This window comes from Rhodopseudomonas palustris, from assembly GCF_003031265.1.
GTDB classification, from domain to species: domain Bacteria; phylum Pseudomonadota; class Alphaproteobacteria; order Rhizobiales; family Xanthobacteraceae; genus Rhodopseudomonas; species Rhodopseudomonas palustris_H.
This window is the reverse complement of record NZ_CP019966.1, coordinates 18,667-45,443: the sequence shown is the minus strand read 5'-3', so window position 1 is coordinate 45,443 and position 26,777 is coordinate 18,667. Positions and strand designations below refer to the sequence as shown.

The 26,777-nt window shown below is 65.9% G+C and carries 22 protein-coding genes and 1 riboswitch; of the genes, 16 read left to right on the top strand and 6 right to left on the bottom strand.

What is annotated here, in order from left to right:
- Positions 1 to 146: 146 nt before the first annotated feature.
- A complete protein-coding gene (locus RPPS3_RS00190) occupies positions 147 to 638 on the top strand; it encodes an endonuclease domain-containing protein (RefSeq protein WP_107346361.1) in 492 nt (163 codons plus the stop codon).
- Between the two features lie 144 nt (positions 639 to 782).
- Positions 783 to 3,194, top strand: a complete 2,412-nt coding sequence (gene pheT / locus RPPS3_RS00185) for a phenylalanine--tRNA ligase subunit beta (protein WP_107342312.1) — start codon at positions 783 to 785, stop codon at positions 3,192 to 3,194.
- 6 nt (positions 3,195 to 3,200) lie between these two features.
- Here the strand turns inward: pheT and RPPS3_RS00180 are convergent, their stop codons facing one another.
- On the bottom strand, positions 3,201 to 4,658 hold the full coding sequence (locus RPPS3_RS00180) for a flavin monoamine oxidase family protein (protein ID WP_107342311.1): 1,458 nt from the start codon (positions 4,656 to 4,658) through the stop codon (positions 3,201 to 3,203).
- A 348-nt stretch (positions 4,659 to 5,006) separates the two neighbouring features.
- Between RPPS3_RS00180 and RPPS3_RS00175 the strand changes: the two genes are divergently transcribed.
- Positions 5,007 to 5,888: a YiiX/YebB-like N1pC/P60 family cysteine hydrolase gene (locus tag RPPS3_RS00175; protein ID WP_107342310.1), complete on the top strand. Its 882-nt coding sequence runs from the start codon at positions 5,007 to 5,009 to the stop codon at positions 5,886 to 5,888.
- Positions 5,889 to 5,891: 3 nt separating this feature from the next.
- Here the strand turns inward: RPPS3_RS00175 and RPPS3_RS00170 are convergent, their stop codons facing one another.
- A complete protein-coding gene (locus RPPS3_RS00170; RefSeq protein ID WP_107342309.1) occupies positions 5,892 to 6,464 on the bottom strand; it encodes a thermonuclease family protein in 573 nt (190 codons plus the stop codon).
- A gap of 86 nt (positions 6,465 to 6,550) precedes the next feature.
- Positions 6,551 to 6,769, bottom strand: a complete 219-nt coding sequence (locus RPPS3_RS00165) for a DUF1674 domain-containing protein (protein WP_107346360.1) — start codon at positions 6,767 to 6,769, stop codon at positions 6,551 to 6,553.
- 152 nt (positions 6,770 to 6,921) lie between these two features.
- Between RPPS3_RS00165 and RPPS3_RS00160 the strand changes: the two genes are divergently transcribed.
- The 3 genes from RPPS3_RS00160 to purH all read left to right on the top strand — a co-directional run bounded on the left by RPPS3_RS00160 (position 6,922) and on the right by purH (position 12,135).
- Entirely contained in the window at positions 6,922 to 8,274 is a 1,353-nt protein-coding gene (locus tag RPPS3_RS00160) for an RsmB/NOP family class I SAM-dependent RNA methyltransferase (protein ID WP_107342308.1), read from the top strand.
- 337 nt (positions 8,275 to 8,611) lie between these two features.
- Entirely contained in the window at positions 8,612 to 10,327 is a 1,716-nt protein-coding gene (locus RPPS3_RS00155; RefSeq protein WP_164572407.1) for a heparinase II/III family protein, read from the top strand.
- Between the two features lie 111 nt (positions 10,328 to 10,438).
- A riboswitch (ZMP/ZTP riboswitch) is annotated at positions 10,439 to 10,520 on the top strand.
- A 25-nt stretch (positions 10,521 to 10,545) separates the two neighbouring features.
- A complete protein-coding gene (purH, locus tag RPPS3_RS00150) occupies positions 10,546 to 12,135 on the top strand; it encodes a bifunctional phosphoribosylaminoimidazolecarboxamide formyltransferase/IMP cyclohydrolase (protein ID WP_107342306.1) in 1,590 nt (529 codons plus the stop codon).
- A gap of 258 nt (positions 12,136 to 12,393) precedes the next feature.
- On the opposite strand, the gene RPPS3_RS00145 is transcribed toward purH, so the two are convergent.
- Positions 12,394 to 13,482 carry a 3-deoxy-7-phosphoheptulonate synthase gene (locus RPPS3_RS00145; protein WP_107342305.1) on the bottom strand — a complete coding sequence of 363 codons (1,089 nt, stop codon included), beginning with the start codon at positions 13,480 to 13,482 and terminating at the stop codon, positions 12,394 to 12,396.
- A gap of 215 nt (positions 13,483 to 13,697) precedes the next feature.
- The gene (locus RPPS3_RS00140; protein WP_107342304.1) at positions 13,698 to 15,095 is read right to left on the bottom strand and encodes an MFS transporter; all 1,398 of its coding nucleotides are present in this window, start codon (positions 15,093 to 15,095) and stop codon (positions 13,698 to 13,700) included.
- A 105-nt stretch (positions 15,096 to 15,200) separates the two neighbouring features.
- On the opposite strand from RPPS3_RS00140, the gene ggt reads away from it, so the two are divergent.
- Positions 15,201 to 16,934 carry a gamma-glutamyltransferase gene (ggt, locus tag RPPS3_RS00135; RefSeq protein WP_107342303.1) on the top strand — a complete coding sequence of 578 codons (1,734 nt, stop codon included), beginning with the start codon at positions 15,201 to 15,203 and terminating at the stop codon, positions 16,932 to 16,934.
- A 190-nt stretch (positions 16,935 to 17,124) separates the two neighbouring features.
- Positions 17,125 to 18,000, top strand: coding sequence for an SDR family oxidoreductase (locus RPPS3_RS00130; RefSeq protein WP_107342302.1), 876 nt, complete (start codon positions 17,125 to 17,127; stop codon positions 17,998 to 18,000).
- Between the two features lie 95 nt (positions 18,001 to 18,095).
- Here RPPS3_RS00130 and RPPS3_RS00125 read toward each other — a convergent pair whose 3' ends face one another.
- Positions 18,096 to 18,764, bottom strand: coding sequence for a glutathione S-transferase (locus RPPS3_RS00125; RefSeq protein ID WP_107342301.1), 669 nt, complete (start codon positions 18,762 to 18,764; stop codon positions 18,096 to 18,098).
- Positions 18,765 to 18,979: 215 nt separating this feature from the next.
- Here RPPS3_RS00125 and RPPS3_RS00120 point away from each other — a divergent pair, with 215 nt between their 5' ends.
- From RPPS3_RS00120 to ccoG, 8 genes are all read left to right on the top strand, one after another.
- The gene (locus RPPS3_RS00120) at positions 18,980 to 19,582 is read left to right on the top strand and encodes a 2-hydroxychromene-2-carboxylate isomerase (RefSeq protein WP_107342300.1); all 603 of its coding nucleotides are present in this window, start codon (positions 18,980 to 18,982) and stop codon (positions 19,580 to 19,582) included.
- Positions 19,583 to 19,703: 121 nt separating this feature from the next.
- The gene (locus RPPS3_RS00115) at positions 19,704 to 20,441 is read left to right on the top strand and encodes an SDR family oxidoreductase (RefSeq protein ID WP_107342299.1); all 738 of its coding nucleotides are present in this window, start codon (positions 19,704 to 19,706) and stop codon (positions 20,439 to 20,441) included.
- Positions 20,442 to 20,514: 73 nt separating this feature from the next.
- Entirely contained in the window at positions 20,515 to 21,435 is a 921-nt protein-coding gene (panE, locus tag RPPS3_RS00110; RefSeq protein WP_107342298.1) for a 2-dehydropantoate 2-reductase, read from the top strand.
- 312 nt (positions 21,436 to 21,747) lie between these two features.
- Entirely contained in the window at positions 21,748 to 23,394 is a 1,647-nt protein-coding gene (gene ccoN / locus RPPS3_RS00105) for a cytochrome-c oxidase, cbb3-type subunit I (protein ID WP_107342297.1), read from the top strand.
- Positions 23,395 to 23,406: 12 nt separating this feature from the next.
- Positions 23,407 to 24,141 (top strand): cytochrome-c oxidase, cbb3-type subunit II, encoded by a 735-nt coding sequence (ccoO, locus tag RPPS3_RS00100; RefSeq protein WP_107342296.1) that lies wholly within the window; start codon positions 23,407 to 23,409, stop codon positions 24,139 to 24,141.
- 9 nt (positions 24,142 to 24,150) lie between these two features.
- Positions 24,151 to 24,315 (top strand): cbb3-type cytochrome oxidase subunit 3, encoded by a 165-nt coding sequence (locus tag RPPS3_RS00095; protein WP_011155588.1) that lies wholly within the window; start codon positions 24,151 to 24,153, stop codon positions 24,313 to 24,315.
- A gap of 7 nt (positions 24,316 to 24,322) precedes the next feature.
- Positions 24,323 to 25,204, top strand: coding sequence for a cytochrome-c oxidase, cbb3-type subunit III (ccoP, locus tag RPPS3_RS00090; protein WP_107342295.1), 882 nt, complete (start codon positions 24,323 to 24,325; stop codon positions 25,202 to 25,204).
- Positions 25,205 to 25,320: 116 nt separating this feature from the next.
- Positions 25,321 to 26,772, top strand: a complete 1,452-nt coding sequence (ccoG, locus tag RPPS3_RS00085) for a cytochrome c oxidase accessory protein CcoG (protein WP_107342294.1) — start codon at positions 25,321 to 25,323, stop codon at positions 26,770 to 26,772.
- Positions 26,773 to 26,777 lie beyond the last annotated feature (5 nt).

Genomic DNA, 26,777 nt, shown 5'->3' with positions numbered 1-26,777 from the left:
GAGCTACGCGGCTGAACTCGGACGCTGATAGTTGAAAACGATCTGTTGTTGAAATGATTGAAGCCCTCGCAACCCGGCACGGCGAACTCCCTCTCCCGCTTGCGGGAGAGGGTTGGGGTGAGGGCGACACGGGCACGGAGCTTGCGATGGACGATCCGAAGCAGCCGAGCTGGAGCGTCTCCCCCGGCCAGCGCCGCCACGCGCGCGAGCTGCGCAAAAAATCCACCGATGCCGAGCGGCTGATGTGGTCGGCGCTGCGCGACAAGCAGCTCGACGGGGCTTCGTTCAAGCGTCAGGTGCCGATCGGGCCGTACATCGCCGACTTCGCCTGCCACGCGAAAAAACTGGTGGTCGAACTCGACGGCGGTCAGCATTTTGCTGATGACGCTGAGCGCGCTGATGCGGCCCGCACGGCGGCGATCGAGGCGCGCGGGTTTCGAGTGATCCGCTTCAGCAATGCCGAGGTGATGAGCAATCGCGACGGGGTGCTGCAGAGCATCGCGTCCGAGCTCGCCGCAAGAGCCCTCACCCCAACCCTCTCCCGCAAGCGGGAGAGGGAGCGCGCCGAGCGTGCGGGGAAGCTGCGGCCTAAACAAAACGAAGCAACGCAGCGCCCGTCATCGGACGATTCGGACTAACGACATGGCCCGCAGCCTCTCCATTCGGCACGGCCTGCTCCCTCTCCCGCTTGCGGGAGAGGGCTGGGGTGAGGGCGACGCGGGCACGACCTTGAGCATTCAGTACGACGCGCCCACTGCGCGGCCAGACGGAAGTAACAACCGATGAAACTCACGCTCTCCTGGCTGAAAGATCATCTCGACACCGACGAGCCGCTGGAAAAGCTCGCCGACAAGCTCACCATGATCGGGCTTGAGGTCGAGGGCATCGAGGACAAGGCGAAGGTGCTGGCGCCGTTCATCATCGCCAAGGTGCTGACCGCCGCCAAGCACCCCAACGCCGACAAGCTGCAGGTCTGCACGGTGGACGTCGGTGACGGCGGCGCGCCCGTGCAGGTGGTATGCGGCGCGCCGAATGCGCGCGCCGGCCTCGTCACCGTGTTCGCGCCGCCCGGCACCTATATTCCGGCCAAGGACTTCACGCTCGGCATCGGCAATATTCGCGGCGTCGAAAGCCGCGGCATGCTGTGCTCCGCGGCCGAGCTGGAAATTTCCGAAGATCACGACGGCATCATCGAGCTGCCGGCCGATGCGCCGGTCGGAACGCCCTATGCCGCCTGGGCCGGGCTCGGCGATCCGGTGCTCGACATCAACCTGACGCCGAACCGGCAGGACTGCGCCGGCGTGCATGGCATCGCGCGCGATCTCGCCGCCGCCGACATGGGCAAGTTCAAAGACCCGGGCATCAAGCAGATCAAGGGCGAATTCCCGTGCCCGGTCAGCGTCACGGTCGAAGACAGCAAGCTGTGCCCCGGCTTCGCGCTGCGGTTGGTGAAGGGCGTCAAGAACGGCCCGTCGCCGGAATGGCTGCAGAAGCGCCTGACCGCGATCGGGCTGCGCCCGATCAACGCGCTGGTCGACATCACCAACTACCTGACGTTCGATCGCTCGCGCCCGCTGCACGTGTTCGACGCCGCCAAGGTGAAGGGCAATCTGGTGGTGCGCCGCGCCAAGGACGGCGAGACGCTGCTGGCGCTCGACGGCCGCACCTACACGCTCGATTCGTCGGTCTGCGTCATCGCCGACGACCACGGCGTCGAATCGCTCGCCGGCATCATGGGCGGTGAAGTGTCCGGCTGTTCGGCCGAGACCACCGACGTGCTGATCGAATCGGCGTTGTGGAACGAGATCAACATCGCCCAGTCTGGCCGCAAGCTCGGCATCAACACCGATGCGCGCTACCGCTTCGAGCGCGGCGTCGATCCGGCCTTCATGCTGCCCGGGCTCGAACTCGCCACCAAGCTGGTGATGGAGTTCTGCGGCGGCACGCCGTCGGACGTGGTGGTGGTCGGCAATCCGTTCGCCGACGACAAGATCATCGACTTCCCGCTCGCCGAGGTGAAGCGGCTGGCCGGCATCGAAGTGTCGCTCACCGAGATCCGCCGCATCCTCAATCATCTCGGCTTCACCGTCGTCGGTCAGGCGCCGGTGGTGAAGGTCGCGGTGCCGTCGTGGCGCAGCGACGTCCACGGCAAAGCCGATATCGTCGAGGAAATCGTTCGGATCGTCGGCGTCGACAAGGTGCCGCTGACGCCGTTCGAGCGCGGCGATGCCCCGCGCAAGCCGGTGCTCACCCAGATCCAGAACCGCACCCACCGTGCCAAGCGCGCGCTGGCGGCGCGCGGCCTGACCGAGGCGGTGACCTGGTCGTTCATCTCCAAGCCGTTCGCCGAAGCTTTCGGTGGCGGCCAGCCAGAGCTGGCGCTGGCCAATCCGATCGCCTCCGATCTGTCCGACATGCGGCCGAGCCTGTTGCCCGGCCTGATCGCAGCCGCCCAGGCCAACGCCGATCGCGGTTCGGCCGATCTGGCGCTGTTCGAAGTCGGGCAGGTGTTCAAGGGCGACCGGCCGCAGGATCAGTTCATGGCTGCGAGCGGCGTCCGCCATGGCGTTGCGTCCTCCGCCGGCCTCGGCCGGCATTGGTCGGGCTCGGCGCAGGCGACCGCGCTCGATGCCAAGGCCGATGCGTTCGCGGTGCTGGCTGCGGCCGGTGCGCCGATGGCGGGTCTGCAGATCGCCACCAATAAGCTGCCGGCCTGGCTGCATCCGGGCCGCTCCGGCGCGATCCAGATCGGGCCGCAGAACGTGCTCGGCTATTTCGGTGAGCTGCATCCGCGGGTGCTCGAACAGCTCGGAGCCGATGGCCCGCTGGTGGCGTTCGAGGTGATTCTGGAGAAGATCCCCGATCCGAAGCAGCGGCCGACCCGCGCCAAGCCGGCGCTGGAATTGTCTGCGTTCCACCCGGTGTCGCGCGACTTCGCCTTCATCGTCGATCGCAAGGTCGCGGTTGCCGATATCGTCCGCGCCGCGCAGGGCGTCGATAAGAAGCTGATCACTTCGGTCAGCGTGTTCGACGTCTATGAAGGCAAGGGCATCGATCCCGACAAGAAGTCGGTGGCGATCGCCGTGACGCTGCAGCCGCGCGACAAGACCATGACCGATCAGGAGATCGAGGCGGTCGCGGCCAAGATCGTGGCGGAAGTCACCAAGAAGACCGGCGGCAGCCTGCGCGGCTGAGGCCGCTCAGCGCCACCACGACGGCGTGCCGCTCGCGGTGGCGGGCGGGCGCTGCTCGCGCTGACGCTGCGGTTCGCGCCGCGGCTTCTGTTTGCGTGCGGGCTTCTCCGGCGCGGGCTCCTTGACGGCGCCGATCTTTTTCAGCGCAGCGTCGGCGGCGCGCTCGCCGGATTCCCAGGCGCCCTGCACCGTGCCGAACAGCGTTTCGTGGGTCGCTTCACCGGCAAAGAACAGATTGCCGAGCGGCTCGCCCAGCACCTTGCGCGACGGCTGGCCGCCGGGCTCCGCCGCCGACATCGCGCCCAGCACGTAGGGCATCTCGTTCCAGCGCGTCACCGCCTTGCGCTCGACGGCGCCCGCGATGTCGCTACCGAACAGCTTGCCGAGCCATTCGATCGCGAAATCCTGCATCGCGGCTTCGCCCTGCGCGGCGAGCTGGCGCCCGAACGAGCCGGCGACGTCGACCGTGCACAGCGAGGTCCCGCCGATATTGCCCATCAGCGTCGCGGTGCGGATGTCGTCGGCGCGTTCGATGATGGTCTCGTCGCGCGACAGCCCGAGCGGATTGCCCTTGAACTGCAGCGCGATGCGGTCGGCGCTGCCAAGGCTCAGCCGCGCTGCGGCGTCGAGCTGGCGTTTCGGCAGTTCGGGGGAGAACGCCAGATTGCCCGAGGTCAGCACGTTGGTTGATGCGGTGACGATGATGGCGCGCGCGCCGATCCGGCCGGCCGCGGTTTCGACCGCGAGGTCGCGCCCGCTCCACACGATCCGTTTGACCGGCGTCGACAGCGCAATCGGCAGCGAGGACGCGAGCTGAGTCAGCAGACTGCCGACGCCCTGCGGGCAGCCGAGCAGCGCGGTGCGGTCCAGCGTCCGCGCGGCATCCATCGCCGACAGCGCGCGCAGGTCCTTGCTGGTGGTCGCAGGGCCCAGCACATATTCGATCGTCGCCGCCCAATCGCCGAGATCGTTCGGCAGCGCGGCGGCGCAGGAAATATCGGCCTTGCCGCGTGAGGCGTCGCTGATGGCGCGGGTGGCACGGACGTAGGCGGCGAGAAAATCCTCGGTCTCGCGCGAACGGGCGTTGCGGCGTCCGATCCTGACCTTTTGGCCGGGGGCGACCGGCGTCACCGCAAAGCCGGAGCTGCGCGCCAGCCGGACCAGCGGGTTGCTGTCGGGGCTGTGCAGCCAGCGCGCGCCGCGGTCGAACGGCGCTGCGAAGCTGGTGGTATCGGTGACGCAGCGGCCGCCGATCTCCGAGGCGGCCTCGACCACGATCACCTTGCGGCCGGCCGCCACGATCCGCCGCGCCGCCGCGATTCCGGCGGCGCCGGCGCCGACCACCACCACCTCCGCCTCGCGCGGCAGAGCGGCGTTCGCTCGGCTTGCTAATGCCGGCAGCAACGCAAGGCCGGCAGTGGCGCCGAGCAGGCCCTCGAGCAGGCTGCGTCGCGAAATCGTCATTGCATGGTTTCCGAAAGCTTGGAGGCGGCCGGGGCGATCGACCGACGCGGCCAATGGCGGCCGGCGCGGCGACTATCCGGTGGGGCGACGGTGCGGCGTCCCGCGACTGTGACCAATGTGTTGAACTCCGTCGCGTTTTGCGTCGTCCGCCGACTGGTTCGGCGGTGCCGCACTGCCCGGCCGACCCCGTCAACTTGCCGGAATCGCCTCCGGCCGGCAACCGTTCGTGGTGAACGATGCGTAACTGCGCCAGGAACCAGATGAACTAAACTGCAACGGCTTTGCTCGACGATCGTCCACGAACGCGATGTGACGATGTCGCAGTAGGGATCCCGCAGGAGCGCAGCAATGGGTGTGGTGCTCGAGACCATCGGCAAGTTGATCGCCAGCTACTTGCAGAAGGAAGAGCCCGGCTATGAGCCGTTCACCCCGAGCGATCCCGACCATCTGCGTACCATCATGGAGCCCGGCGATGTCCTGCTGGTCGAGGGCAACAGCCGGATCGCCGGCATCATCAAGTATCTGACGCAGTCGACCTGGTCGCACGCCGCGCTCTATGTCGGGCCGATCGATGGCGTGACCGAACCGGACGGCGAGCCGCATGTGCTGGTCGAGGCCAATATCGGCGAAGGGGTGAGTTCGTCGCCGCTGTCGCGGCACCTTGCCTACCACACGCGGGTGTGTCGCCCCGTCGGCCTGTCCTACGAGGACCGCCACACGGTGTGTCGCTACGCGATCAATCGCATCGGCTTCGGCTACGACACCAAGAACATCATCGACCTGATGCGCTATCTGGTGCCGCTGCCGCTGCCGCAGCGCTGGCGCCGCCGCATGATTGCGCTCGGTTCGGGTGACCCGACCAAGATCATCTGTTCGGCGCTGATCGCGCAGGCGTTCGAGGCGGTGCGCTATCCGATCCTGCCGAAGATCACCAAGGCCGGCAGCCGTGCGGCGCGGCGCGAGATCCTGCATATCCGGCACTCGTCGCTGTACATGCCGCGCGACTTCGATATCTCGCCGTATTTCGAGGTGGTGAAGCCGACCATCGTCAACGGCTTCGACTACACCGCGCTGCATTGGGCCGACAAACCGAAGCCGGTCGAGAGTGACGGCCCGTTCGCGCCGCCGATTGATGAGTCCGAAACGGCGCCGTCGCTGGTGACGCAGACCGCCGAAGCCGATCCGGCCCTCGATCTCGCCGGACCGCCCAAGCTTGGCGCAGTCGCCTAAACCTTAGCGTCCGTCGCACCAGCCATCGCGATGTCCGCCGCCATAGGCGCGGGCATAGCCGCCGTCGAGCAATGCGTTCGACACGCTGGCGGTGCGTTTGGTCGCTACGTCCGCCACGACGCGGCCCTGATATTTGTCGGGGCCGATGTTGTAGATCGCGACCTCGCCCTCGGCGAGCAGCCGGCGCAGCGCCTCGGCGGCGGCTTCGGCCATCCGCAATTCGCGGGCGCATTGCGCCTTCAGTTCCGGCGCATCGATGCCGCGCAGCCGCACCCGCGTGCGCAGGTCGGTGCCCGGCCATAGATGCACCCGCGCATCGAAGGTGTCGCCGTCGATGGTGTACAGCACGTCGACCGGATGCCGAGTGGTCGGGTTGCCGGCGCGTCGCCACACCGTCTCGCTGTCGTTATCGATCCCCTGCGAGGCCGGCGGCTGCAGCCACGGCAGGTGCAGCCAATGCCGTGCAGGCAGCATGGTGCCGGCCGCAACACCGAGCACGAACACCCACGGCCACAGCCGGCTGCGCCAGGGCAGCCGCGAAATCCGGACGGGGTTCGTTCTCGGATATGGGGACATATTCCTATGATAACCCGAGTCGAAAGATGGCGCAACAATTCCGCGCAATCACCGGTTGCGGTGAGCCTTGGCGCCCCGCCAAAGTCTCAGAAGTCCGATGCGATGCCTTTGACTTCCCAGTCGCCGTAGCGGGTCGGCTCGGGACCCTTCGGGCCCTGGACTTCCTTGGCGCGGGCTTCGGCGTGCTTGGCGGCTTCGACGCGGCGGGCTTCGGCTTCGGCGAGGGCACGCTTGGCCGCTTCGGGGAGATCCTTGCGCGGCGGGGCGGCATCCGTCGGGGCGGATTTCGGATCGGGGTTTGTCATCGGCGGACGCCTTTCTTCATCGCGCGGGGCGCAGGCCATCACCGGCAGGTGCGACGGCGATTCTTACATTTGGCATATTCGAATGCCATCCACGGCAGACCAGCGCGCGGCCTCGCGCGGCGTCTCTCCTCCTGCTGTGATACCCTCAATCCATGCCTGCTCCAAGATTCGCCCAAGCTTCCGAGGTGCCCGGCCTCGCTGCGCGCCGCATTGCCGCGGACATTCTGGATGGGGTGCTGCAGAAGCGCCGTATGCTCGACGACCAGCTCGAGGGCCCGGCCGCGCATCCGGGTCTGAAGACGCTGTCGGATCGCGACCGCGCGCTGATGCGCCGGCTGGTTGCGACCATCCTGCGCCGGCTCGGAACGCTGGAAGGACTGCTCGCCAAGCTGCTCGATCGCGGCGTGCCGACCGACGCGCCGCGCGCCAAGAGCGCGTTGTTGATCGGCGCCGCGCAAATTCTCTGGATGGACGTGCCCGATCATGCCGCCGTCGATCTGTCGGTACGGCTGGTGCAATCCGACCGTCGCGCCGCCAAATATGCCGGCCTCGTCAACGCCGTGCTGCGCCGTTGTGCGCGTGAGGGCCTGCCGCTGGTCGAGGAACTGGCGGCCGGCACGCCCGACGTGCCGCAATGGCTGCTGGCGCGCTGGAGCGAACATTATGGCGCCGACACCGCGCGCGCGATCGCGCAGGCGATCAGCCACGAACCCTCACTCGACCTCACGGTGAAATCCGACCCGGCGCATTGGGCAACCCGGTTGCATGGTGAAGTGCTGCCGACCGGGACCGTTCGCACGCTGCTGCAGGGCTCGGTGCGCATGCTGCCGGGGTTTGATGAAGGTCAGTGGTGGGTGCAGGACGCTGCGGCCGCGCTTCCGGCCCGGCTGTTCGGGGATATCGCCGGGAAGAGCGTCGCCGATCTTTGTGCGGCCCCCGGCGGCAAGACGGCGCAGCTCGCCGCTGCCGGTGCCCGGGTCACGGCGATCGACCGCTCGCCCGCGCGCGTGGCGCGGTTGCGCGAAAATCTGGCGCGGCTGTCGCTCGAGGTTGAAACCGGAGTTGCCGATGCGGCCGAATGGCGGGGTGATGCGACCGCGGAGTTCGACGCGGTGCTGATCGACGCGCCGTGCGCCTCGACCGGCACGATCCGGCGACATCCCGACGTCGCCTGGCTGAAGCAGGAGAGCGACATCGGCGCGCTCGCTGCGGTTCAGAACCGGCTGTTGAAGAAGGCGGCCTCGCTGCTGCGACCCGGCGGTACGCTGGTATATTGCACCTGTTCGCTCGAGCCCGAGGAGGGCGAGCAGGCGATCGCCGCGCTGCTCGACGCCGAGCCGTCGATGCGGCGGCAGCCGATCGACCCGGCGGAAGTCGCCGGTCTCACCGAGATCGTCACGGCTGACGGTGCGCTGCGGACCCTGCCGTGTCATTTGCCGCATAGCGATCCGCGGCTCGCCGGGCTCGACGGCTTCTATGCCGCGCGGCTGGTGAAGTCGTTGTAATCCTTCGAGATTAGCCGCCTGTGGGACGTGGCGCAGCAGCGCCCGTCCACATTCGCCTATCGCCAGGGTGTGTGAACGCCAATTCCAGATTAAAAGGATTCGCAACGAATTTTCGTTAACTTGAGGTTGCTTTGGTCCAGAACAATCTTTCGTCTCCGCTGCGCGCATGTCTGCAGAGCCGTTTCAGTCGAAGCTGTACCGGACTGGACGATTGTCCGACGTCTTGCGCGGACTGACGTCGGCCGTCCGCAGGGGGCAGCAACGTGATGCGTACCAACGACCCGGGGCTCTAGCGCAGGTGTCGGCCGCGCCCCGCAGAGGAATTTCGACGCTGATCGTGGGCCGCTTCGCGCGGACCGTGATGGCGCGCGCCTCCAGTGGTTCGGTGGCGGTGACCCGGCTGTGGCCTGGCCGCACCGATCGGCTAATCATTGCGCCTCACGATTTGCGCACCGCGGACGCGACCCGCGCCGCCGAAATCTATGCGGGCCGCTTCGTGTTTGCGGGCAAGATCGTCACCTGCCACGGCCGCTCGATCTTCGATCTCGAACCGCCTTCCGACGACTGGGAAGCCGCGCTGCTCGGGTTCGGCTGGCTGCGCCATCTGCGCGCCGCCGACACCGCGATCACCCGTGCCAACGCCCGTTCGCTGGTCGACGACTGGCTCAGCAACATGTCGCGCACCGGCCCGGTCGGCCGGCGGCCGGATGTGTTGGCGCGGCGGGTGATCTCGTTATTGTCGCAGGCGCCGCTGGTGCTGTCCGACACCGACGGCAAGTTCTATCGCCGATATTTGCGCGGCCTGACCCGCGAAATCCGTGCGCTGCGCTACGCGCTGCTCGATGTGCAGGATGGCGTGCCGCGGCTGCAGGTGCTGATCGCGCTGTGCTACGCGTCGCTGTGCCTCGCCAACCAGGCGCGTCAGATCCGCGGCGCCACCAAGAAGCTGTCCGACGAGCTGCAACGCCAGATCCTCCCGGACGGCGGCCATATCTCGCGCAATCCGAGCGCGCTGATCGAATTGTTGATCGACCTGTTGCCGCTGCGCCAGACGTTTGCGGCCCGCAACATCGCACCGCCGCCGGCGCTGCTGAACGCGATCGACCGGATGATGCCGATGCTGCGGTTCTTCCGCCATGGCGACGGCAATTTCGCGCTGTTCAACGGCATGAGTGCGACGCCGTCGGATCTGCTGGCGACGCTGCTGGCCTATGACGACAGCCAGGGCACGCCGCTCGCCAGCATGCCGCATTCCGGCTACCAGCGGATCGACGCCGGCACCACGCTGGTGATCGTCGATGCCGGCACCCCGCCGCCCGCGAATGTCAGCCAGGAGGCGCATGCCGGCTGCCTGTCGTTCGAATTGTCGTCGGGGTCCTGCCGGATCGTGATCAACAGCGGCATGCCGACCACCAATCGCGAGAGCTGGCGCGGTTTTGCCCGCTCGACGGTGGCGCACTCCACAGTCACCTGCCACGACACTTCGTCGTGCAGCTTCGTCGAGCGCTCCGCGATGAAACGCTTCCTGCACGGCGCGCCGGTGGTTGGCGGTCCGCGTCAGGTCGAGAACCGGCGCGAAGAAGTTGCCGGCGGCGTGCTGCTGACGACGTCGCATGACGGCTACCGCGACAAATTCGGCGTGCTGCATCGGCGCGTCCTGATGGTGAAGCATGACGGCAGCCGGGTCGATGGCGAGGACAGCCTGTCGCCGGTGCAGGGTGGCCGGCACCGCGCCGCGCAGGCCGACTACGCCGTGCGCTTCCACTTGCACCCGCTGGTCAAGGCCAGCCGGCTGCATGATGCCCGCGGTGTGATGCTGGTGCTGCCCAATCGCGAGGTCTGGACCTTCGAGGCGGCCGACGACAAGGTCGATCTCGAAGAGACCGTGTTCCTGGCCGGCAACGACGGACCGCGGCGCTCGACCCAGATCGTGATCCGGCAGAATTCGATCGAGGCGCCCAACGTGCGCTGGAGCTTCGTCCGCTCCAATGCGTCGCCGCAGGCGACCAGCGCCCGCCGCGCCGCCCGCCACGAGCCCGAGCTGCCGCTCTGAGGCGTTGTCCCGGCGACGGGAATAGCGGTTCGCCAGCAAAACCCGGCAAATCCGCAAGGCTGAACGACCTTGGTCGCCGTTGTGGCCGCAGGCGAAAACTGCTAACCAACGCCCGCCTCGCGCGACTGGCGACCTAGGATGGAGCACCATCGGGAAGCGCGGGACGTATCTGCCGCGCGCCTGGGCATATGTTTCCTTCCATCAGAGGATCTTGCCCCATGACTAAGCCGCGCCGCGTCACCCGTGCCCTTCTGTCCGTTTCCGATAAGACCGGTCTGATCGATTTCGCCAAGGCGCTCGTTGGCCACGGCGTCGAGCTGGTCTCGACCGGCGGCACCGCCAAGGCGATCGCCGCCGCCGGCCTGCCGGTGAAGGACGTCTCCGACCTGACCGGCTTCCCCGAGATGATGGACGGCCGGGTCAAGACGCTGCACCCCAAGGTGCATGGCGGCCTGCTGGCGATCCGCGACAATGCCGAGCACAACAAGGCAATGGCCGATCACGGCATCGCGCAGATCGACCTCCTCGTCGTCAACCTCTATCCGTTCGAAGCCACCGTCGATAAAGGCGCCGGCTACGAAGACTGCATCGAGAACATCGACATCGGCGGTCCGGCGATGATCCGCGCCGCGGCCAAGAATCACGACGATGTCGCCGTGGTGGTCGAGGCTAACGACTATCAGGCGGTGCTCGACGAGCTGACCGCCAACAACGGCGCGACCACGCTGAATTTGCGCAAGCGCCTCGCCGCCAAGGCCTATGCGCGCACCGCGGCTTACGATGCGGCGATCTCCAACTGGTTCGCGCTGCAGCTCAAGACCGACGCGCCGGACTTCCGCGCGATCGGCGGTCGGCTGATCCAGTCGCTGCGCTACGGCGAAAATCCGCACCAGACCGCGGCGTTCTACGCCACCCCGGAGAAGCGTCCGGGCGTTGCCACCGCACGCCAGGTGCAGGGCAAGGAGCTGTCCTACAACAACATCAACGACACCGACGCGGCCTATGAGTGCGTCGGCGAGTTCGATGCCAAGCGCACCGCGGCCTGCGTCATCGTCAAGCACGCCAACCCATGCGGTGTCGCCGAGGGCGCGAATCTGCTCGACGCTTATCGCAAGGCGCTGGCCTGCGATTCGGTGTCGGCGTTCGGCGGCATCGTGGCGCTCAACCGTACCCTCGATGCGGAGGCCGCGCGCGCCATCACCGAGATCTTCACCGAAGTGATCATCGCGCCCGACGCCACCGAGGAAGCGATCGCGATCGTCGCCGCGAAGAAGAATCTGCGGCTGCTGCTGGCGGGCGCGCTGCCCGATCCGCGCGCCAATGGCCTGACCTACAAGACCGTCGCCGGTGGCCTCTTGGTGCAGAGCCGCGACAATGCGGTGGTCGATGACATGGCGCTGAAGGTCGTCACCAAGCGGCAGCCGACCGAAGCCGAACTACGCGACCTGAAGTTCGCGTTCCGCGTCGGCAAGCACGTCAAGTCCAACACCATCATCTACGCCAAGGATCTCGCCACCGTCGGCATCGGCGCCGGTCAGATGAGCCGCGTCGACTCCGCCCGCATCGCCGCCCGCAAGGCGCAGGATGCGGCGGCCGAGCTGAAGCTCGCGGCGCCGATGACCAAGGGTTCGGTCGTCGCCTCGGATGCGTTCTTCCCGTTCGCCGACGGCATGCTGGCCTGCATCGAAGCCGGCGCCACCGCGGTGATCCAGCCCGGCGGCTCGGTCCGCGACGACGAAGTGATCAAGGCTGCGGACGACGCCGGCATCGCCATGGTGTTCACCGGCACCCGGCACTTCCGGCACTGAGGCGTTTCATAACTTGAGCTCTGAAGCGTCAGCAACAAGCACAGCCTCATGGTGAGGAGGCGCGAAGCGCCGTCTCGAACCATGCCCCGCTGGCAATGCGTGGTCCCATCCTTCGAGACGCCCGGCTTCGCCGGGCTCCTCAGGATGAGGATTCAGTGCACCTTGGATCGTATCGCTTCACTCAAGTCCTGCAGCGCCCTAACAACCGATGCGAAAAGCGGGGCAGCGATCTGAGGTCGCTGCCCTGCGCTTAGCTAATCAAGCCGCCGCACCTTCCTGCTGCTCCGTGCGCCGCGTAGCTCGCCGGCTCTCGACCGCAGCGGCCAGCTCGTGCAGCACTGTCTCGGTCGTTGCCCAGTCAATGCAGCCGTCGGTGATGCTCTGGCCGTATTGTAGCGGCCGACCCGGCACTACATCCTGCCGACCGGCCACCAGATTGCTCTCGATCATCACGCCGATGATGCGGTTCTCGCCCGCCGCCAATTGGCGTCCGACATCGGCCGTGACCTTCGGCTGGTTGTCCGGCTGCTTGCTGCTGTTGGCGTGGCTGGCGTCGATCATCAGTCGCGGCGCCAGGCCGATCTTGCCGAGCACCGCCGCGGCGGCTTCCACACTTGCGGCGTCGTAGTTCGGCGTGACGCCGCCGCGCAGAATGACATGGCAGTCGCTGTTACCAGTGGTGGCCGCGATCGCATTGCGCCCGCCCTTGGTCACCGCCATGAAATGATGCGGTTGCGCCGCGGACTTCACCGCCTCCGCGGCGATCCGGACATTGCCGTCGGTGCCGTTCTTGAAGCCGATCGGGCAGGATAGCCCCGACGCGAGTTCGCGGTGGATCTGGCTCTCGGTGGTGCGCGCGCCGATCGCCCCCCAGGCGACGAGATCCGCGATGTACTGCGGCGTGATTAGATCGAGGAATTCGGTGGCGGCCGGCAGGCCGAGATTGTTCACGGCCGACAGCACTTCACGCGCCAGCCGCAGTCCCTTGTCGATCCGGAAGCTGCCATCGAGATCCGGGTCGTTGATCAACCCCTTCCAACCCACTGTGGTGCGCGGCTTTTCGAAATACACCCGCATCACGATCTCGAGCCGGTCGGCCAGGGTCTCGCGCAGCGCCGCCAGACGGCTGGCATAGTCCATGGCCGCGGCCGGATCGTGAATCGAACAGGGACCCACTATCACGAGGAGCCGGTCGTCGGCCCCGGTCAGGATGGCGTGAATCGCGCTGCGGCTCGCCGCGACGGTGCGTGTCGCGGTCAGGGTGCGCGGAATCTCGCCCATCACTTCGGCAGGCGTACTCAGTTCGGTGATTTTCTGAAGGCGAAGGTCGTCTGTGGTGGTCAACACGGCAGTTTGCTCCTGTTCAGGAGACCTGCCGGCTCAAACGAAAAAGCCGCCAGGTCTGGCGGCTTGTCGGATCTCTATGCTGCAATCTTCAGATCGCGCGAAATCCTCCCGCCGCCAGCGAGCTGCTAAAATAAAAGTACCAGTACGAGGCGGTCAGGTGGATCATGCCCGCTCCTATAGACCAGGTCGGCGTGTTTGTCCACGCACCGGCGCGATCAGTCCGCGGAGCCCCGAACCTGGGTCAGCAGCGCCAATCCGGCGACGAAGAACAGCACCAGCACGGCCATGCCGGCCTTCTGGCTGCTCGCCAGCGCGGTGACGGTCGCGATCAGCAGCGGGCCGATGAACGAGGTGACTTTGCCGGTGAGGGCGAACAGGCCGAAATACTGGGCGATCCGGTCTCGTGGGGCGATCCTGATCAGCAGCGTGCGCGATGCCGCCTGCAGCGGGCCGCCGGCGATGCCGATCAGGCAGCCGAGCAGCAGGTAGGCGCGTTCGGCAGGTGAGGCGAACAGCGCTGCGCCCGGTTGCGGCGGCGTTACTTCAATCAGCAAGACATGGCTGGGATCGACCAGCAGGATGCCGCCGATCGCGATCAGCAATAGGACCAGCGAGCCGGTGATCACCCGCTTGGACCCGAACGCATCGTCGAGGCGGCCGCCGACGAACGCGCCGATGGTGGCGGCGATTGCCAGGATGATGCCGAAAGTGCCGATCTGGATCGTGCTCCAGCCGAAGGTGCCGGTGGCGTAGATGCCGCCGAACGCGAACAGCGATACCAGGCCGTCGGTGTAGATCATGTTGGCGAGCAGGAAGATCGCGAGCGAACGCCGTCGCGGTAGGTCGCGCAGCGTTTCGGCGAGCTCGCGCAGGCCCTCGCGGATCGCGGCGCGCGGCGCCAGCTTGGCGGGGAAGTCCGGCGTCAGCAGAAACATCGGCAGCACGAACAATACGAACCACGCCCCGGTGAGTGGGCCGCTGATCCGATCGCCCTCGTGCAGCGCCGGGTCGAGTCCGAACCACGGCGCAAGGCCGAGCAGGGTTTTGCCGGTATCTGGGCTCGCGGCCAGAAAGCCGAGCACCAGGACGAGCGACAGGATGCCGCCGACATAGCCGGTCGCCCAGCCGGTCCCTGACAGACGGCCGATCTTCTCCGGCGGCACCAGGTTGGGCATCATCGCGTTGTTGAACACGGTGGCGAATTCAACGCCGATGGTGGCGATCGCGTAGGCGATCAGCAGCGGCAGAATCGTATGTGGTTCGCCCGGCTTGCCGAACCACATCAGCATCGATCCAATCACCAGCATGGCGCCGAACAGCGCGATCCACGGCTTGCGCCGGCCGCTGGCATCCGCGATCGCGCCGAGCACCGGCGATGCCAAGGCGATGACGAAACCGCTCGCTGCCGTGGCGAAGCCCCACAGCGATTGGCCGGTCGCCGGATCGGGCGCCACGTAGGTGGCGAAATAGGGCGCGAAGATAAAGGTCGTGATCAGCGTGAAGTACGGTTGCGCCGCCCAGTCGAACAGGATCCAGCCGACGACGGCGCCCTGCGACGGATAGCGGATCGGTTCACGAGTTTGCGCGATGCCTTCCGCAAGCGATGACGACATCTTGTTCCTTCCGCGGGCCGGACCGCGTTTTGCCTCGCGGCTTCGATTGCCTATAGGATTCGTCCGGCGCGTGGCAGCCTGCGCCGCAGAAATCGGAGCCGCTCGATGATCACACTGCGCGTCCCGCAACGCATTTTGATGACGCTGGCCGTGCTGGTGCTGGTGGTGAGCCCGCTTGCCGCGCCGGCGCAGGATATGCGCAGCGGCATGGCGCGCGGGCCGGCCCAAGCGGTGATCGCCAAACACGGCATGGTAGTGGCGCAGGAACGGCTGGCTGCGGAAATCGGCGCCGGCTTTTTGTCCCGCGGCGGCAATGCGATCGATGCCGCGGTGGCGACCGGCTTCGCCATGGCAGTCACCTATCCGCGCGCCGGCAATCTCGGCGGCGGCGGGTTCATGGTGATCCATTCCGCGGCGAAGAATGAGGACGTGGCGATCGACTATCGCGAAACCGCGCCGCAGGCCGCCACCCAGGACATGTTCCTGACGGACGGCAAACCCGACCCGGACAAATCGCGCAAATCCGCGCTCGGCATCGGCGTTCCCGGCACCGTGGCTGGGTTGGCGCTCGCTCTTGAGAAATACGGCTCTGGCAAGTTCAAGCTCGCGGACGTGATCGCGCCAGCGATTGCGCTGGCCCGGGACGGCATCATCATCGCCGACGACACCGCCGATACGCTGCCGGATTGGCACGCCTGGCTGTCGCGCTGGCCGTCCACCCGCAAGGTGTTCGCGCGTCCCGACGGCTCGCCGCTGCAGGCCGGCGACAGGCTGGCGCAGCCGGATTTGGCCGCCACGCTGGAGGCCATCGCCAAGCAGGGACCGGACGGGTTCTATCGCGGCCCGATCGCCGAGAAGTTGTCGCGCGGCATTCGGGAGGCCGGCGGGCTGATCACTCCGGAGGATCTCGCCGGCTATCAGCCGATGCTGCGCCCGCCGCTGCGTGGCAGCTACCGCGGCTACGATATCGTGGCGATGCCGCAGCCGTCGTCCGGCGGCGTCGTGCTGATCGAAAGCCTGAACATCCTGGAAGGCTTCGCGATGCGCGACCTCGGGCAGGGCACGCCGCCGTCGCTGCATCTGTTGATCGAAGCGATGAAGCGCGCCTATGCGGATCGCGCCCGCTATCTCGGCGATCCCGCCTTCAGCGCGGCACCGGTCGCGAAGCTGTTGTCGAAGGACTACGCAGCCAGCCTGCGCGCCGCGATCGATCCGCAGCGAGCCACGCCGGTCGAGCAACCACTGCCGCAGCCGCGCGAGGGCCAGAACACCACGCACTTCTCGGTCGCCGATGCCGAGGGCAATGCAGTCAGTAACACCTACACGCTCAACTTCTCTTACGGCGTCGGGCTGGTAGCGGATGGCACGGGCGTTTTGCTCAACAACGAACTCGATGATTTCACCGCGGCTCCTGGCGCCTCTAATGCCTACGGTCTGGTCGGCTTCGCCGCTAACCTCCCGGCGCCGGGAAAGCGGCCGCTGTCGTCGATGTCGCCGACGATTCTGCTCAAGGACGGCAAGCCGGTGCTGGTCACCGGCTCGCCCGGCGGCAGCCGCATCATTTCGGCGGTGCTGCAGGTGATCGTCGACGTGATCGATTACCGGATGAATGTCGCCGACGCCGTGTCGGCGCCGCGGCTGCATCATCAGTGGCTGCCGGACGAGGTGCGGGTCGAAAGCGGCTTTCCCGACGCAACCCTGGACGCGCTCCGCGCCATGGGCCACCGCGTCGTCACTCCGCTCGGCCAGACCTCGGCAAATTCGATCCTGATCGACACCGACGGCTTCCACGGCGCGCCGGACCCGCGAACACGGGGGGCGACGGCGGCGGGATATTAGCGATCCAGCTGTTGAGTTTGCCGCAAGCACAGCGCGCTCCCTCTCCCGCAAGCGGGGGAGGGAGCGCGCTGCGTGTGCGGCGAAGGCTTCGGCTTGCACGGGGCGTTCAACGTCTCGCCGCAAGCGGATGCAGCGGCGCCCTGCTAATCTGTTCGGCCAATCGATTTGGGCGACCAGGAGGCTGCATCAGATGGCATCACTGCAAGGCAAGACGCTGTTCATCACCGGGGCGAGCCGGGGCATTGGGCTTGCGATCGCGCTGCGGGCGGCGCGGGATGGCGCCAATGTGGCGATCGCCGCCAAGACCACCGAGCCGCATCCGAAGCTGAAGGGGACGATCTACACTGCCGCCGAGGAGATCGTTGCGGCCGGCGGCAAGGCGCTGCCGCTGGTGTGCGACATCCGCGATGAAGCGCAGGTGATCGACGCGATCGGCAAGACGGTGGCGGAGTTCGGCGGCATCGACATCTGCGTCAACAACGCCAGCGCGATCAGCCTGACCCATTCGCAGGCGACCGACATGAAGCGCTACGACCTGATGATGGGGATCAACACCCGCGGGACCTTCATGGTGTCGAAATACTGCATCCCGCATCTGAAGAAGGCCGCCAATCCACACATCCTGATGCTGTCGCCGCCGCTCGATATGAAGGCGAAGTGGTTCGCCGCGTCGACCGCCTACACCATGGCGAAGTTCGGTATGAGCATGGTGGCGCTCGGTCTCTCGGGCGAACTGAAACATGCCGGCGTTGCGGTGAATGCGCTGTGGCCTCGCACCACGATCGCCACGGCGGCGGTCGGCAATCTGCTCGGCGGCGACGCGATGATCCGCGCCAGCCGCACGCCGGAGATCATGGGTGACGCCGCCCATGCGATCCTGACTAGGCCCTCGCGTGAATTCACCGGCCAGTTCTGCATCGATGACAGCGTGCTGTACGAGGCCGGGTTGCGCGACTTCGAACCGTATCGCGTCGACCCGAGCGTGCCGCTGATGTCGGACTTCTTCGTGCCGGACGACAGCGTCCCGCCGCCCGGCGTGACCGTCACGCCGCTGCCGATGGGGTAGGCTCTCCCCAAGCACAGCGCGCTCCCTCTCCCGCCTGCGGGAGAGGGAGCGCGCTGTGCTTGGCGCGTCGGTCGTTGCTCTAATCGAAGCTGCTATTACGCCTTGCCGATTTCGTACGGCCCGCCTTTTTCAAGCGCGCGGTTGTAGGCGGGGCGGGCGTGGATGCGTTCGAGCCAGGCCAGCGCCTTCGGATAGCGCTGGTCGAGGCCGCCGCGTGAGGCGGCGGCTTCCAGCGGGAAGCTCATCTGGATATCGGCGGCGGTGAATTCGTCGCCGGCGAAATACGCGGCCTTGCCGAGTTCGCTCTCCCAATAATCCATGTGCAGCTTGAGCTGCGGATCGACGAAGCCGGTCAGCGCGCCCGACGCCACCATCTTCACCAGCGGCCGCACCAGCGCCGGAGCGCGCCGCGGCATCATCGAGAACAGCAGCTTGAGCAGCAAGGGCGGCATCGCCGAGCCTTCGGCATAGTGCAGCCAGTAGGTGTAGCGCAGCCGCTCCGGGGTGTTCGGCGGCGGGATCAGCCGGCCGTCCCCATAGGTGCCCACGATGTATTCGATGATCGCGCCGGACTCGGCGATGGTATTGCCGTTGTCGGTAATCACCGGGGATTTGCCGAGCGGATGCACGGCGCGCAGCTCCTTCGGCGCCATCATGTCCGGCTGACGCTGATAGCGCTTGATCTCGTAAGGGGTGCCGAGCTCCTCCAGGAGCCACAGCACGCGTTGCGAGCGGGAGTTGTTGAGGTGATGGACGGTCAGCATGTCGCGAAGATCCCGGATGTCTGTCAGTGATTGAAGCGGCACCAGCCGTGAGAACGCGCTTCGCCTTAGCAGAGTTTCCGCGGCGCGGGACATCACAGTTCCGAAGGTCGCGACCCTCGCCTCCGACCCGGTTGATCGGTCGCGGCAGACGCGCTACGGTCGGTATGGGATGACGATAATCATATAAGGCGACCCCGCCGCTGCCGGAGGAGATCATGACCCAGCCCGCCCCGCAATTCCTGTTCGACTTCGGCAGTCCCAACGCTTTCCTGGCCCACGAGGCAATCCCGGCGATCGAGCGGCGGATCGGCGTCAAGTTCGACTACGTGCCGGTGCTGCTCGGCGGTATCTTCAAGGCGACCAACAACAAGTCTCCGGCGGAGACGCTGGCCGGGATCAAGAACAAGCGCGAATTTCTCACGGTGGAAACTGAGCGCTTCCTCAAGCGCTACGGGGTGAAGCCGTATGTCTGGAATCCGCATTTCCCGGTCAACACGCTCAACCTGATGCGCGCCGCGGTCGCGGCGCAGCTCGACGGCGTGTTCGACCAATACGTCGAGGCCGCGTTCCACCATATGTGGGTGGAGCCGAAGAAGATGGACGATCTCGAAGTCGCAGCGGCGGCGCTGTCGTCGTCGGGGCTCGACGGCAAGGCGCTGCTGACCCGCGCGCAGGAGCCGGAGGTGAAGGCGAAGCTGATCGCCAACACCGAAGATGCCGTCCAGCGCGGCGCGTTCGGCTCGCCGACCTTCTTCGTCGGCACCGAGATGTTCTTCGGCAAGGAACAGCTCCGCGACGTCGAAGAGATGTACGGCTAGCTTCAATCGATCTCTCCCGTCAGTGCGAGGAGCGAAGCGACGACGCAATCCAGTCGCTCCGTGCTGAGAACGTGGATTGCTTCGCTTCGCTCGCAATGACGAGCTTGAGGGAGACGCCCGCATGACGCCACGCAACGCAACTGTCGCGGTGATCGGAGCCGGCGATTACATCGGGGCGGAGATCGCCAAGAAGTTTGCCGCCGAGGGCTTCACGGTGTTCGCCGGCCGGCGCAACGGCGAGAAGCTTGCGCCGCTGGTGGCGGAGATCGAGGCGGCCGGCGGTCGCATCGTCGCGCGCTCGCTCGATGCCCGAAAAGAAGATGAGGTGACGGCATTCCTGAACGACGCCGACGCCCACGCGCCGCTCGAGGTGACGATTTTCAACGTCGGTGCCAATGTCAATTTCCCGATCCTGGAGACGACCGATCGGGTGTTTCGAAAAGTGTGGGAGATGGCGTGCTGGGCCGGCTTCGTGTCGGGCCGGGAGTCGGCGCGGCTGATGCTGGCGCGCGGGCAGGGCAAGATCTTCTTCACCGGCGCGACCGCGTCGTTGCGCGGCGGCTCAGGCTTTGCGGCGTTCGCCTCAGCTAAATTCGGGCTGCGCGCGGTGGCGCAGTCGATGGCGCGCGAGCTGATGCCGAAAAACATCCATGTGGCGCATCTGATCATCGATTCCGGCGTCGACACCGCCTGGGTGCGCGAGCGCCGTGAGCAGATCTTCGGCAAGGATGCGCTCGCCAACCCGGATCTGCTGATGCCGCCGGCGGCGGTCGCCGGCGCGTACTGGCAGCTGTATCAGCAGCCGAAGAGCGCCTGGACGTTCGAGATGGAAATCCGGCCCTACGGCGAGAAGTGGTGAGGGGTATGCCGGCATCGCGCTCGCAGCGGCAGCGCGATCCGGTTAAGACTCGCGAAAATTCCGGGAGGACGTGATGCGGATTCTGATCGTTGGTGCCGGCGCGATCGGCGGATATTTCGGCGGGCGCCTGCTGCAGGTCGGCCGTGACGTCACGTTTCTGGTGCGGCCCGGCCGCGCAGCGGAATTGGCGCGGGACGGGCTGGTGATCAAGAGCCCGCACGGCGACGGGAGAATCGCAAATCCGCCTGCGCTGCAGGCTTCGGCGCTCGCTCCCGACTACGATCTGGTGGTGCTGAGCTGCAAGGCATTCGACCTCGACGACGCGATTGCGTCGTTCCGGGGTGGTGTCGGGGCTCACACGACGATTCTGCCGCTGCTCAACGGCATGAAGCATCTCGATGTGCTGGACTCTGCATTCGGCCGCGACCGCGTGCTCGGCGGCCAATGCGTGATTGCCGCGACGCTCGATGCGCAGCGCCATGTCGTCCAGCTCGCGCCGATGAGTGCGATCACCTTCGGCGAGCGTGACGGCGCGATGTCGGAGCGCGTGACGCAGATCGCCGCCGCGCTCGGCGGCTGCGACTTCGGCGTCAACGCCTCGCCGGTGATCATGCAGGAGATGTGGGAGAAGTGGGTGTTTCTGGCGACGCTCGCCGGATCGACCTCACTGATGCGGGGCGCGGTCGGCGACATTCTCGCCGCGCCGGGTGGCGCCGACTTCATGCTCGGGGTGTTCGACGAGATCACCACGATTGCGGCGGCGGCCGGCCATGCGCCGCGCCAAGCCTCGGTCGAACGCACCCGGGGCATGCTGCTCGCCGAAGGCTCGACGCTGACGGCTTCGATGTTTCGTGACATCCAGGCTGGCGCCCGGATCGAAGCCGATCACGTGATCGGCGACCTCATCATCCGTGCCGATGAGGCGAAGGTTCCGGTGGCACGGTTGCGGGTGATCTACACCCACCTCAAGACCTATGAACGGCGTCGTCCCTGACGACCGTCAGACAGTTTTTCCCGCACTGCGGAAGCGAATGAAAGTCATTCGCTGAGCCGGGCCTCATTCTTTGGTCGAACGTTCCGTTGGGGGTGTTCGTCCGTCCTCGTACGCAGCCGAGGGCAGCCCGCGCAAGTCGCGATGGTTCTTGCAATTTCGAGGCATTTCATCGAAAAGCAGCAAGTGTCGATCGCACCGCACAAAACGCGCGTCGTCGTGGCGCAAATTTGGGCATTTTGATTTCAATCAAACGTGCGGTCCCGAAACCGGGGATGGTGCAGTCACCTGCCCGCCGAAGAAAAGATTGATCAGATGAATCAAGCCCTGAATTCGAAGCGGATCACCCTTGGCGAGGGTGGTCTCACGGTCGTGTTCGCATTGACCACGATCCTGTCCATCTACGCGGCGATCTACGCCAAGGATGCTCCCTTCGCATTTCATGCCGCGCTCGCGGCCGCGTTCAGCGCCTGGGCGGTGTTCGCGATCATCGTTCGGCATCGCAGCCGTTCGGGCCTGCCGCCGCAGGAAATCAACGGCGCTCCGAATTACAATCTCGGGCCGATAAAGTTCCTCTCCTTTATGGCAATGTTTTGGGGCATCGCCGGTTTCTCGGCCGGCCTCTACATCGCCCTGGAACTCGCCTATCCGGGCCTGAACATCGCCCAGTGGGTCAATTTCGGCCGGCTTCGTCCGCTGCACACGTCGGCGGTGATCTTCGCGTTCGGCGGCAACGTGCTGCTGGCGACCTCGTTCTACGTGGTGCAGAAGACCACCCGGGCCCGGCTCGCCGGTGACCTCGCGCCGTGGTTCGTGGCGATCGGCTACAACTTCTTCATCGTCATCGCGGGCACGGGCTATCTGCTGGGCGTCACCCAGTCGAAGGAATACGCCGAGCCGGAATGGTACGCCGACCTGTGGCTGACCATCGTCTGGGTCACCTACCTGCTGGTGTTCCTGGCCACCCTGATGAAGCGCAAGGAACCCCACATCTACGTGGCGAACTGGTTCTATCTCGCCTTCATCATCACCATCGCGGTGCTGCACCTCGGCAACAACCCGACGCTGCCGGTCAGCTTCCTCGGCTCGAAGTCCTACATCGCCTGGTCGGGCGTGCAGGACGCGATGTTCCAGTGGTGGTACGGCCACAACGCGGTCGGCTTCTTCCTGACCGCCGGCTTCCTGGCCATCATGTACTACTTCATCCCGAAGCGGGCTGAGCGGCCGGTCTATTCCTACCGGCTGTCGATCATCCACTTCTGGGCGCTGATCTTCCTGTACATCTGGGCCGGTCCGCACCACCTGCACTACACCGCGCTGCCCGACTGGACGCAGACCCTCGGCATGACCTTCTCGATCATGCTGTGGATGCCCTCATGGGGCGGCATGATCAACGGCCTGATGACGCTGTCGGGCGCCTGGGACAAGCTCCGCACCGACCCCGTGCTGCGCATGATGGTGGTGTCGGTCGCCTTCTACGGCATGTCGACCTTCGAAGGTCCGATGATGGCGATTAAGGCGGTCAACTCGCTCAGCCACTACACCGACTGGACCGTCGGTCACGTCCACTCCGGCGCGCTCGGCTGGGTCGGCTTCGTCTCCTTCGGCGCGCTGTACTGCCTGGTGCCGTGGGTCTGGGGCCGGAAGCAGCTCTACAGCATCCGCCTAGTGAACTGGCACTTCTGGATCGCGACCCTCGGCATCGTCCTCTACATCTCGGCGATGTGGGTGTCGGGCATCCTGCAAGGTCTGATGTGGCGTGCTTACACCTCGCTGGGCTTCCTCGAATACTCGTTCATCGAGTCGGTCGAAGCGATGCACCCCTTCTATGCCATCCGCGCCGCCGGCGGCGGCCTGTTCCTGATCGGCGCGCTGATCATGGCCTACAACCTCTGGATGACCGTCCGCGTCGGCGAACGGTCCGAGGCTCAGCCTCGCGTCGCCCTGCAGCCTGCCGAGTAAGGAGAGCAAACAATGTCAATCTGGGCTCGGCACAAGATCTTCGAGACCAACTCGGTCGTCCTGATCGTCGGCATCCTGCTCGTGATCGCGATTGGTGGTCTCGTCGAAATCACTCCGCTGTTCTACCTCAAGAGCACCATCGAAAAGGTCGACGGGGTGCGTCCTTACACCCCGCTCGAACTGGCAGGCCGCAACATCTACATCCGCGAGGGCTGCTATCTGTGCCACTCGCAGATGATCCGTCCGCTGCGTGACGAGACCGAGCGTTACGGCCATTACTCGCTGGCTGCGGAGTCGATGTACGACCATCCGTTCCAGTGGGGTTCCAAGCGGACCGGTCCGGATCTCGCCCGGGTCGGCGGCAAGTACTCCGACGATTGGCACGTCGCGCATCTGAAGAACCCGCGTTCGATCGTGCCGCAGTCGGTGATGCCGAACTACGCGTTCCTCGCCAACAGCAAGGTCGATCTCGCCAGCCTTTCGGATCACCTCAAGACCAACCGCACCCTCGGCGTGCCTTACAGCGACGAGGACATCGCCAAGGCGGCGGCCGACGCCAAGGCGCAGGTCGCTCCGGACGGCGCCGACGCGGCCGATCTGCAGAAGCGCTACCCCAAGGCGGTGGTGCGCAACTTCGACGGCCAACCGGGTGACCCGACCGAGCTCGACGCGCTGGTCTCGTACCTGCAGATGCTCGGTACCCTGGTCGACTTCAAACTGTACGACGAAAAAGCGAACCTTCGCTGAGGCGGCGACATGAAAGCGATCATCTACTTCGACAACATCGCGTCCAGTCTCGTCACGACATGGTGGACGCCGCTGTTCATGGCCATCTTCGTCGCCATCGTGGTGTATGCGCTCTGGCCGAAAAACAAAGAGGCGTTCGACGAGGCCGCCCAGATGCCGCTTCGAGAGGACTGAGACGACCATGGCTGACCATGCACATCACGGCGAAATCGACAAAGTCACCGGCACGGCCACGACCGGCCACGAGTGGGACGGCATCCAGGAACTGAACACTCCGCTGCCGCGGTGGTGGATCTGGACCTTCTACGCCACCATCATCTGGTCGATCGGCTACTTCATCGTCTATCCGGCGTGGCCGCTGATGAACGGCTACACCCGCGGCCTGTTCGGTTACTCCTCGCGTGCCGAACTCGACGTCGATCTCGCCAAGCTCAATCAGGTTCGCGGCGAGAAGATGCAGGCGCTGGCGACTGCCTCGCTCGAAGAGATCGAGAAAAACCCGGCACTGCTTGCTCTGGCCCGCGCCAAGGGCAAGGTGGTGTTCGGCGACAACTGCGCCCCGTGCCACGGCTCGGGCGCTGCCGGCGGCAAGGGCTTCCCGAACCTCAACGACGACGATTGGCTGTGGGGCGGTTCCCTCGAGCAAATCGAAAAGACCATCAAATACGGCGCGCGCTCCGGTAACGACGAAGGCCACATGGGCAACATGCTGGCGTTCGGCAAGGACGGCACGCTGAGTAAGGACCAGATCGTTCAGGTCGCCAACTTCGTTCGTTCGCTGTCGGGCCAGTCGACCCGTCCGGGCGTCGATCTGGCGGCCGGCAAGCAGATCTTCGCGGAGAACTGCGTCGCCTGTCACGGTGAAGACGCCAAGGGCAATCCCGAACTTGGTGCGCCCAACCTGACGGATAAGATCTGGCTGTACGGTGGTGACGAAGCCACCATCATCGAGACGATCACCAACGGCCGCGGCGGCGTGATGCCGGCGTGGATCGGTCGCCTCGATCCCACCACCATCAAGGCGATGGCGGTGTACGTCCACTCGCTCGGCGGCGGCAAATAGCCGACGCTCGCGGGCGCGCAGAACCTTGTGTGTTGGGGGACACGCGAGGTTGTGATCTGCGCGCCCGGAATTGAGCTTGCGCTCGACGATAGAAGAAGTGGAAAAGAACCCTCGATATGAACAAGCCCCTGCGCGCGACGGACCTGCAGCCGGACGACGACGGACCGCTGTACACGGCCCAAAAGAAAATCTTCCCCCAAAGCGTATCCGGCTCGTTCCGGCGAACCAAATGGATCCTGATGGCGGTCTGCCTCGGGATCTATTACTTTTTGCCCTTCGTGCGATGGAACCGCGGTCTCGGCGCCCCCGATCAGGCGGTGCTGATCGACCTCGCCAATAACCGGTTCTACTTCTTCGCCATCGAGCTGTGGCCGCAGGAAATCTATTACTTCACCGGCCTATTGATCGTCGCCGCTATCGTCCTGTTCCTGATGAACGCGCTCGGCGGCCGGGTGTGGTGCGGCTATCTCTGCCCGCAGACGGTTTGGACCGATCTGTTCTACGCGGTCGAGCGGTTCGTCGAAGGCGATCGCCGCGAGCGGATGCGCAAGGCCGGCGAAGGCTTCAAGATGCAGCGCGCCGCGGAACTCGCGCTCAAGCACTCGATCTGGCTGATGATCGCGTGGTGGACCGGCGGCGCCTGGGTTCTGTACTTCGCCGACGCTCCGACCCTGATCAAGGAGCTGGTCACCTTCGACGCTCCGATGGTGGCGTATATCTGGATCGGCATCCTCACCTTCACCACCTACACGCTGGCCGGCTTCATGCGGGAGCAGGTCTGCGTCTATATGTGCCCGTGGCCGCGCATTCAGGCGGCGCTGACCGACGAGTGGGCGCTCAACGTCACCTATAAGTACGACCGCGGCGAGAAGCGTTCGTCGCTCAAAAAGGCGGCGCAGCTCCGCGCGATCGGCGAGCCGGTCGGCGATTGCGTCGACTGCAACCAGTGCGTCGCCGTGTGCCCGACCGGCATCGACATCCGCAACGGACCGCAGCTCGACTGCATCCAGTGCGGCCTGTGCATCGACGCCTGCGACAACGTGATGAAGAAGATCGGCCGCCCGACCCGGCTGATCGGCTATGACAACGACATCAACATCCATCGCCGGATGGAGGGCAAGCCGGAGGTCTTCAAGCCGGTCCGCGCCCGTACCGTGATCTACTCGCTGATCATCGTCGCGATCGGTGGTGCGATGGTGTACAAGCTGGCGAACCGCAGCCTGCTCGACGTCAACGTCCTGCACGACCGCAACCCGGTCGCGGTGCGGCTGTCCGACGGCTCGGTGCGCAACGGTTACACCATCCGCTTCCTCAACAAGCGCGGCTTCGACCGCGTGGTGGCGGTCGACGTCGAAGGTCCGCCGAATGCGATGATCCACATCGTCGGTGCGGACTCGATCACGCCGGCCCGGCCGATGATCATCCTCGGCCGCGACACCACCACCGAGCTGCGGGTGCTGGTCGACGCAAACGATGACGTGCCGCAGTCGGTGCCGGTGACCTTCCATGTCACAGATATCGGGCTGGGCGAGGTCGCCTCCACCAAGGACGTCTTTGTCACGCCCTGATCCGA

Bases quoted from the DNA above. Each gene is read 5' to 3' on its own strand.
- RPPS3_RS00125 (WP_107342301.1), bottom strand. From the start codon at position 18,764: ATGCTGACCGTCCATCACCTCAACAACTCCCGCTCGCAACGCGTGCTG.
- RPPS3_RS00175 (WP_107342310.1), top strand. From the start codon at position 5,007: ATGGGTGTGGTGCTCGAGACCATCGGCAAGTTGATCGCCAGCTACTTG.
- ccoN (WP_107342297.1), top strand. From the start codon at position 21,748: ATGAATCAAGCCCTGAATTCGAAGCGGATCACCCTTGGCGAGGGTGGT.
- RPPS3_RS00140 (WP_107342304.1), bottom strand. From the start codon at position 15,095: ATGTCGTCATCGCTTGCGGAAGGCATCGCGCAAACTCGTGAACCGATC.
- ccoP (WP_107342295.1), top strand. From the start codon at position 24,323: ATGGCTGACCATGCACATCACGGCGAAATCGACAAAGTCACCGGCACG.
- ccoG (WP_107342294.1), top strand. From the start codon at position 25,321: ATGAACAAGCCCCTGCGCGCGACGGACCTGCAGCCGGACGACGACGGA.
- purH (WP_107342306.1), top strand. From the start codon at position 10,546: ATGACTAAGCCGCGCCGCGTCACCCGTGCCCTTCTGTCCGTTTCCGAT.
- RPPS3_RS00165 (WP_107346360.1), bottom strand. From the start codon at position 6,769: ATGACAAACCCCGATCCGAAATCCGCCCCGACGGATGCCGCCCCGCCG.
- RPPS3_RS00160 (WP_107342308.1), top strand. From the start codon at position 6,922: ATGCCTGCTCCAAGATTCGCCCAAGCTTCCGAGGTGCCCGGCCTCGCT.
- ccoO (WP_107342296.1), top strand. From the start codon at position 23,407: ATGTCAATCTGGGCTCGGCACAAGATCTTCGAGACCAACTCGGTCGTC.
- RPPS3_RS00120 (WP_107342300.1), top strand. From the start codon at position 18,980: ATGACCCAGCCCGCCCCGCAATTCCTGTTCGACTTCGGCAGTCCCAAC.
- RPPS3_RS00130 (WP_107342302.1), top strand. From the start codon at position 17,125: ATGGCATCACTGCAAGGCAAGACGCTGTTCATCACCGGGGCGAGCCGG.
- RPPS3_RS00170 (WP_107342309.1), bottom strand. From the start codon at position 6,464: ATGTCCCCATATCCGAGAACGAACCCCGTCCGGATTTCGCGGCTGCCC.
- pheT (WP_107342312.1), top strand. From the start codon at position 783: ATGAAACTCACGCTCTCCTGGCTGAAAGATCATCTCGACACCGACGAG.
- RPPS3_RS00180 (WP_107342311.1), bottom strand. From the start codon at position 4,658: ATGACGATTTCGCGACGCAGCCTGCTCGAGGGCCTGCTCGGCGCCACT.
- ggt (WP_107342303.1), top strand. From the start codon at position 15,201: ATGATCACACTGCGCGTCCCGCAACGCATTTTGATGACGCTGGCCGTG.
- RPPS3_RS00095 (WP_011155588.1), top strand. From the start codon at position 24,151: ATGAAAGCGATCATCTACTTCGACAACATCGCGTCCAGTCTCGTCACG.
- RPPS3_RS00190 (WP_107346361.1), top strand. From the start codon at position 147: ATGGACGATCCGAAGCAGCCGAGCTGGAGCGTCTCCCCCGGCCAGCGC.
- panE (WP_107342298.1), top strand. From the start codon at position 20,515: ATGCGGATTCTGATCGTTGGTGCCGGCGCGATCGGCGGATATTTCGGC.
- RPPS3_RS00115 (WP_107342299.1), top strand. From the start codon at position 19,704: ATGACGCCACGCAACGCAACTGTCGCGGTGATCGGAGCCGGCGATTAC.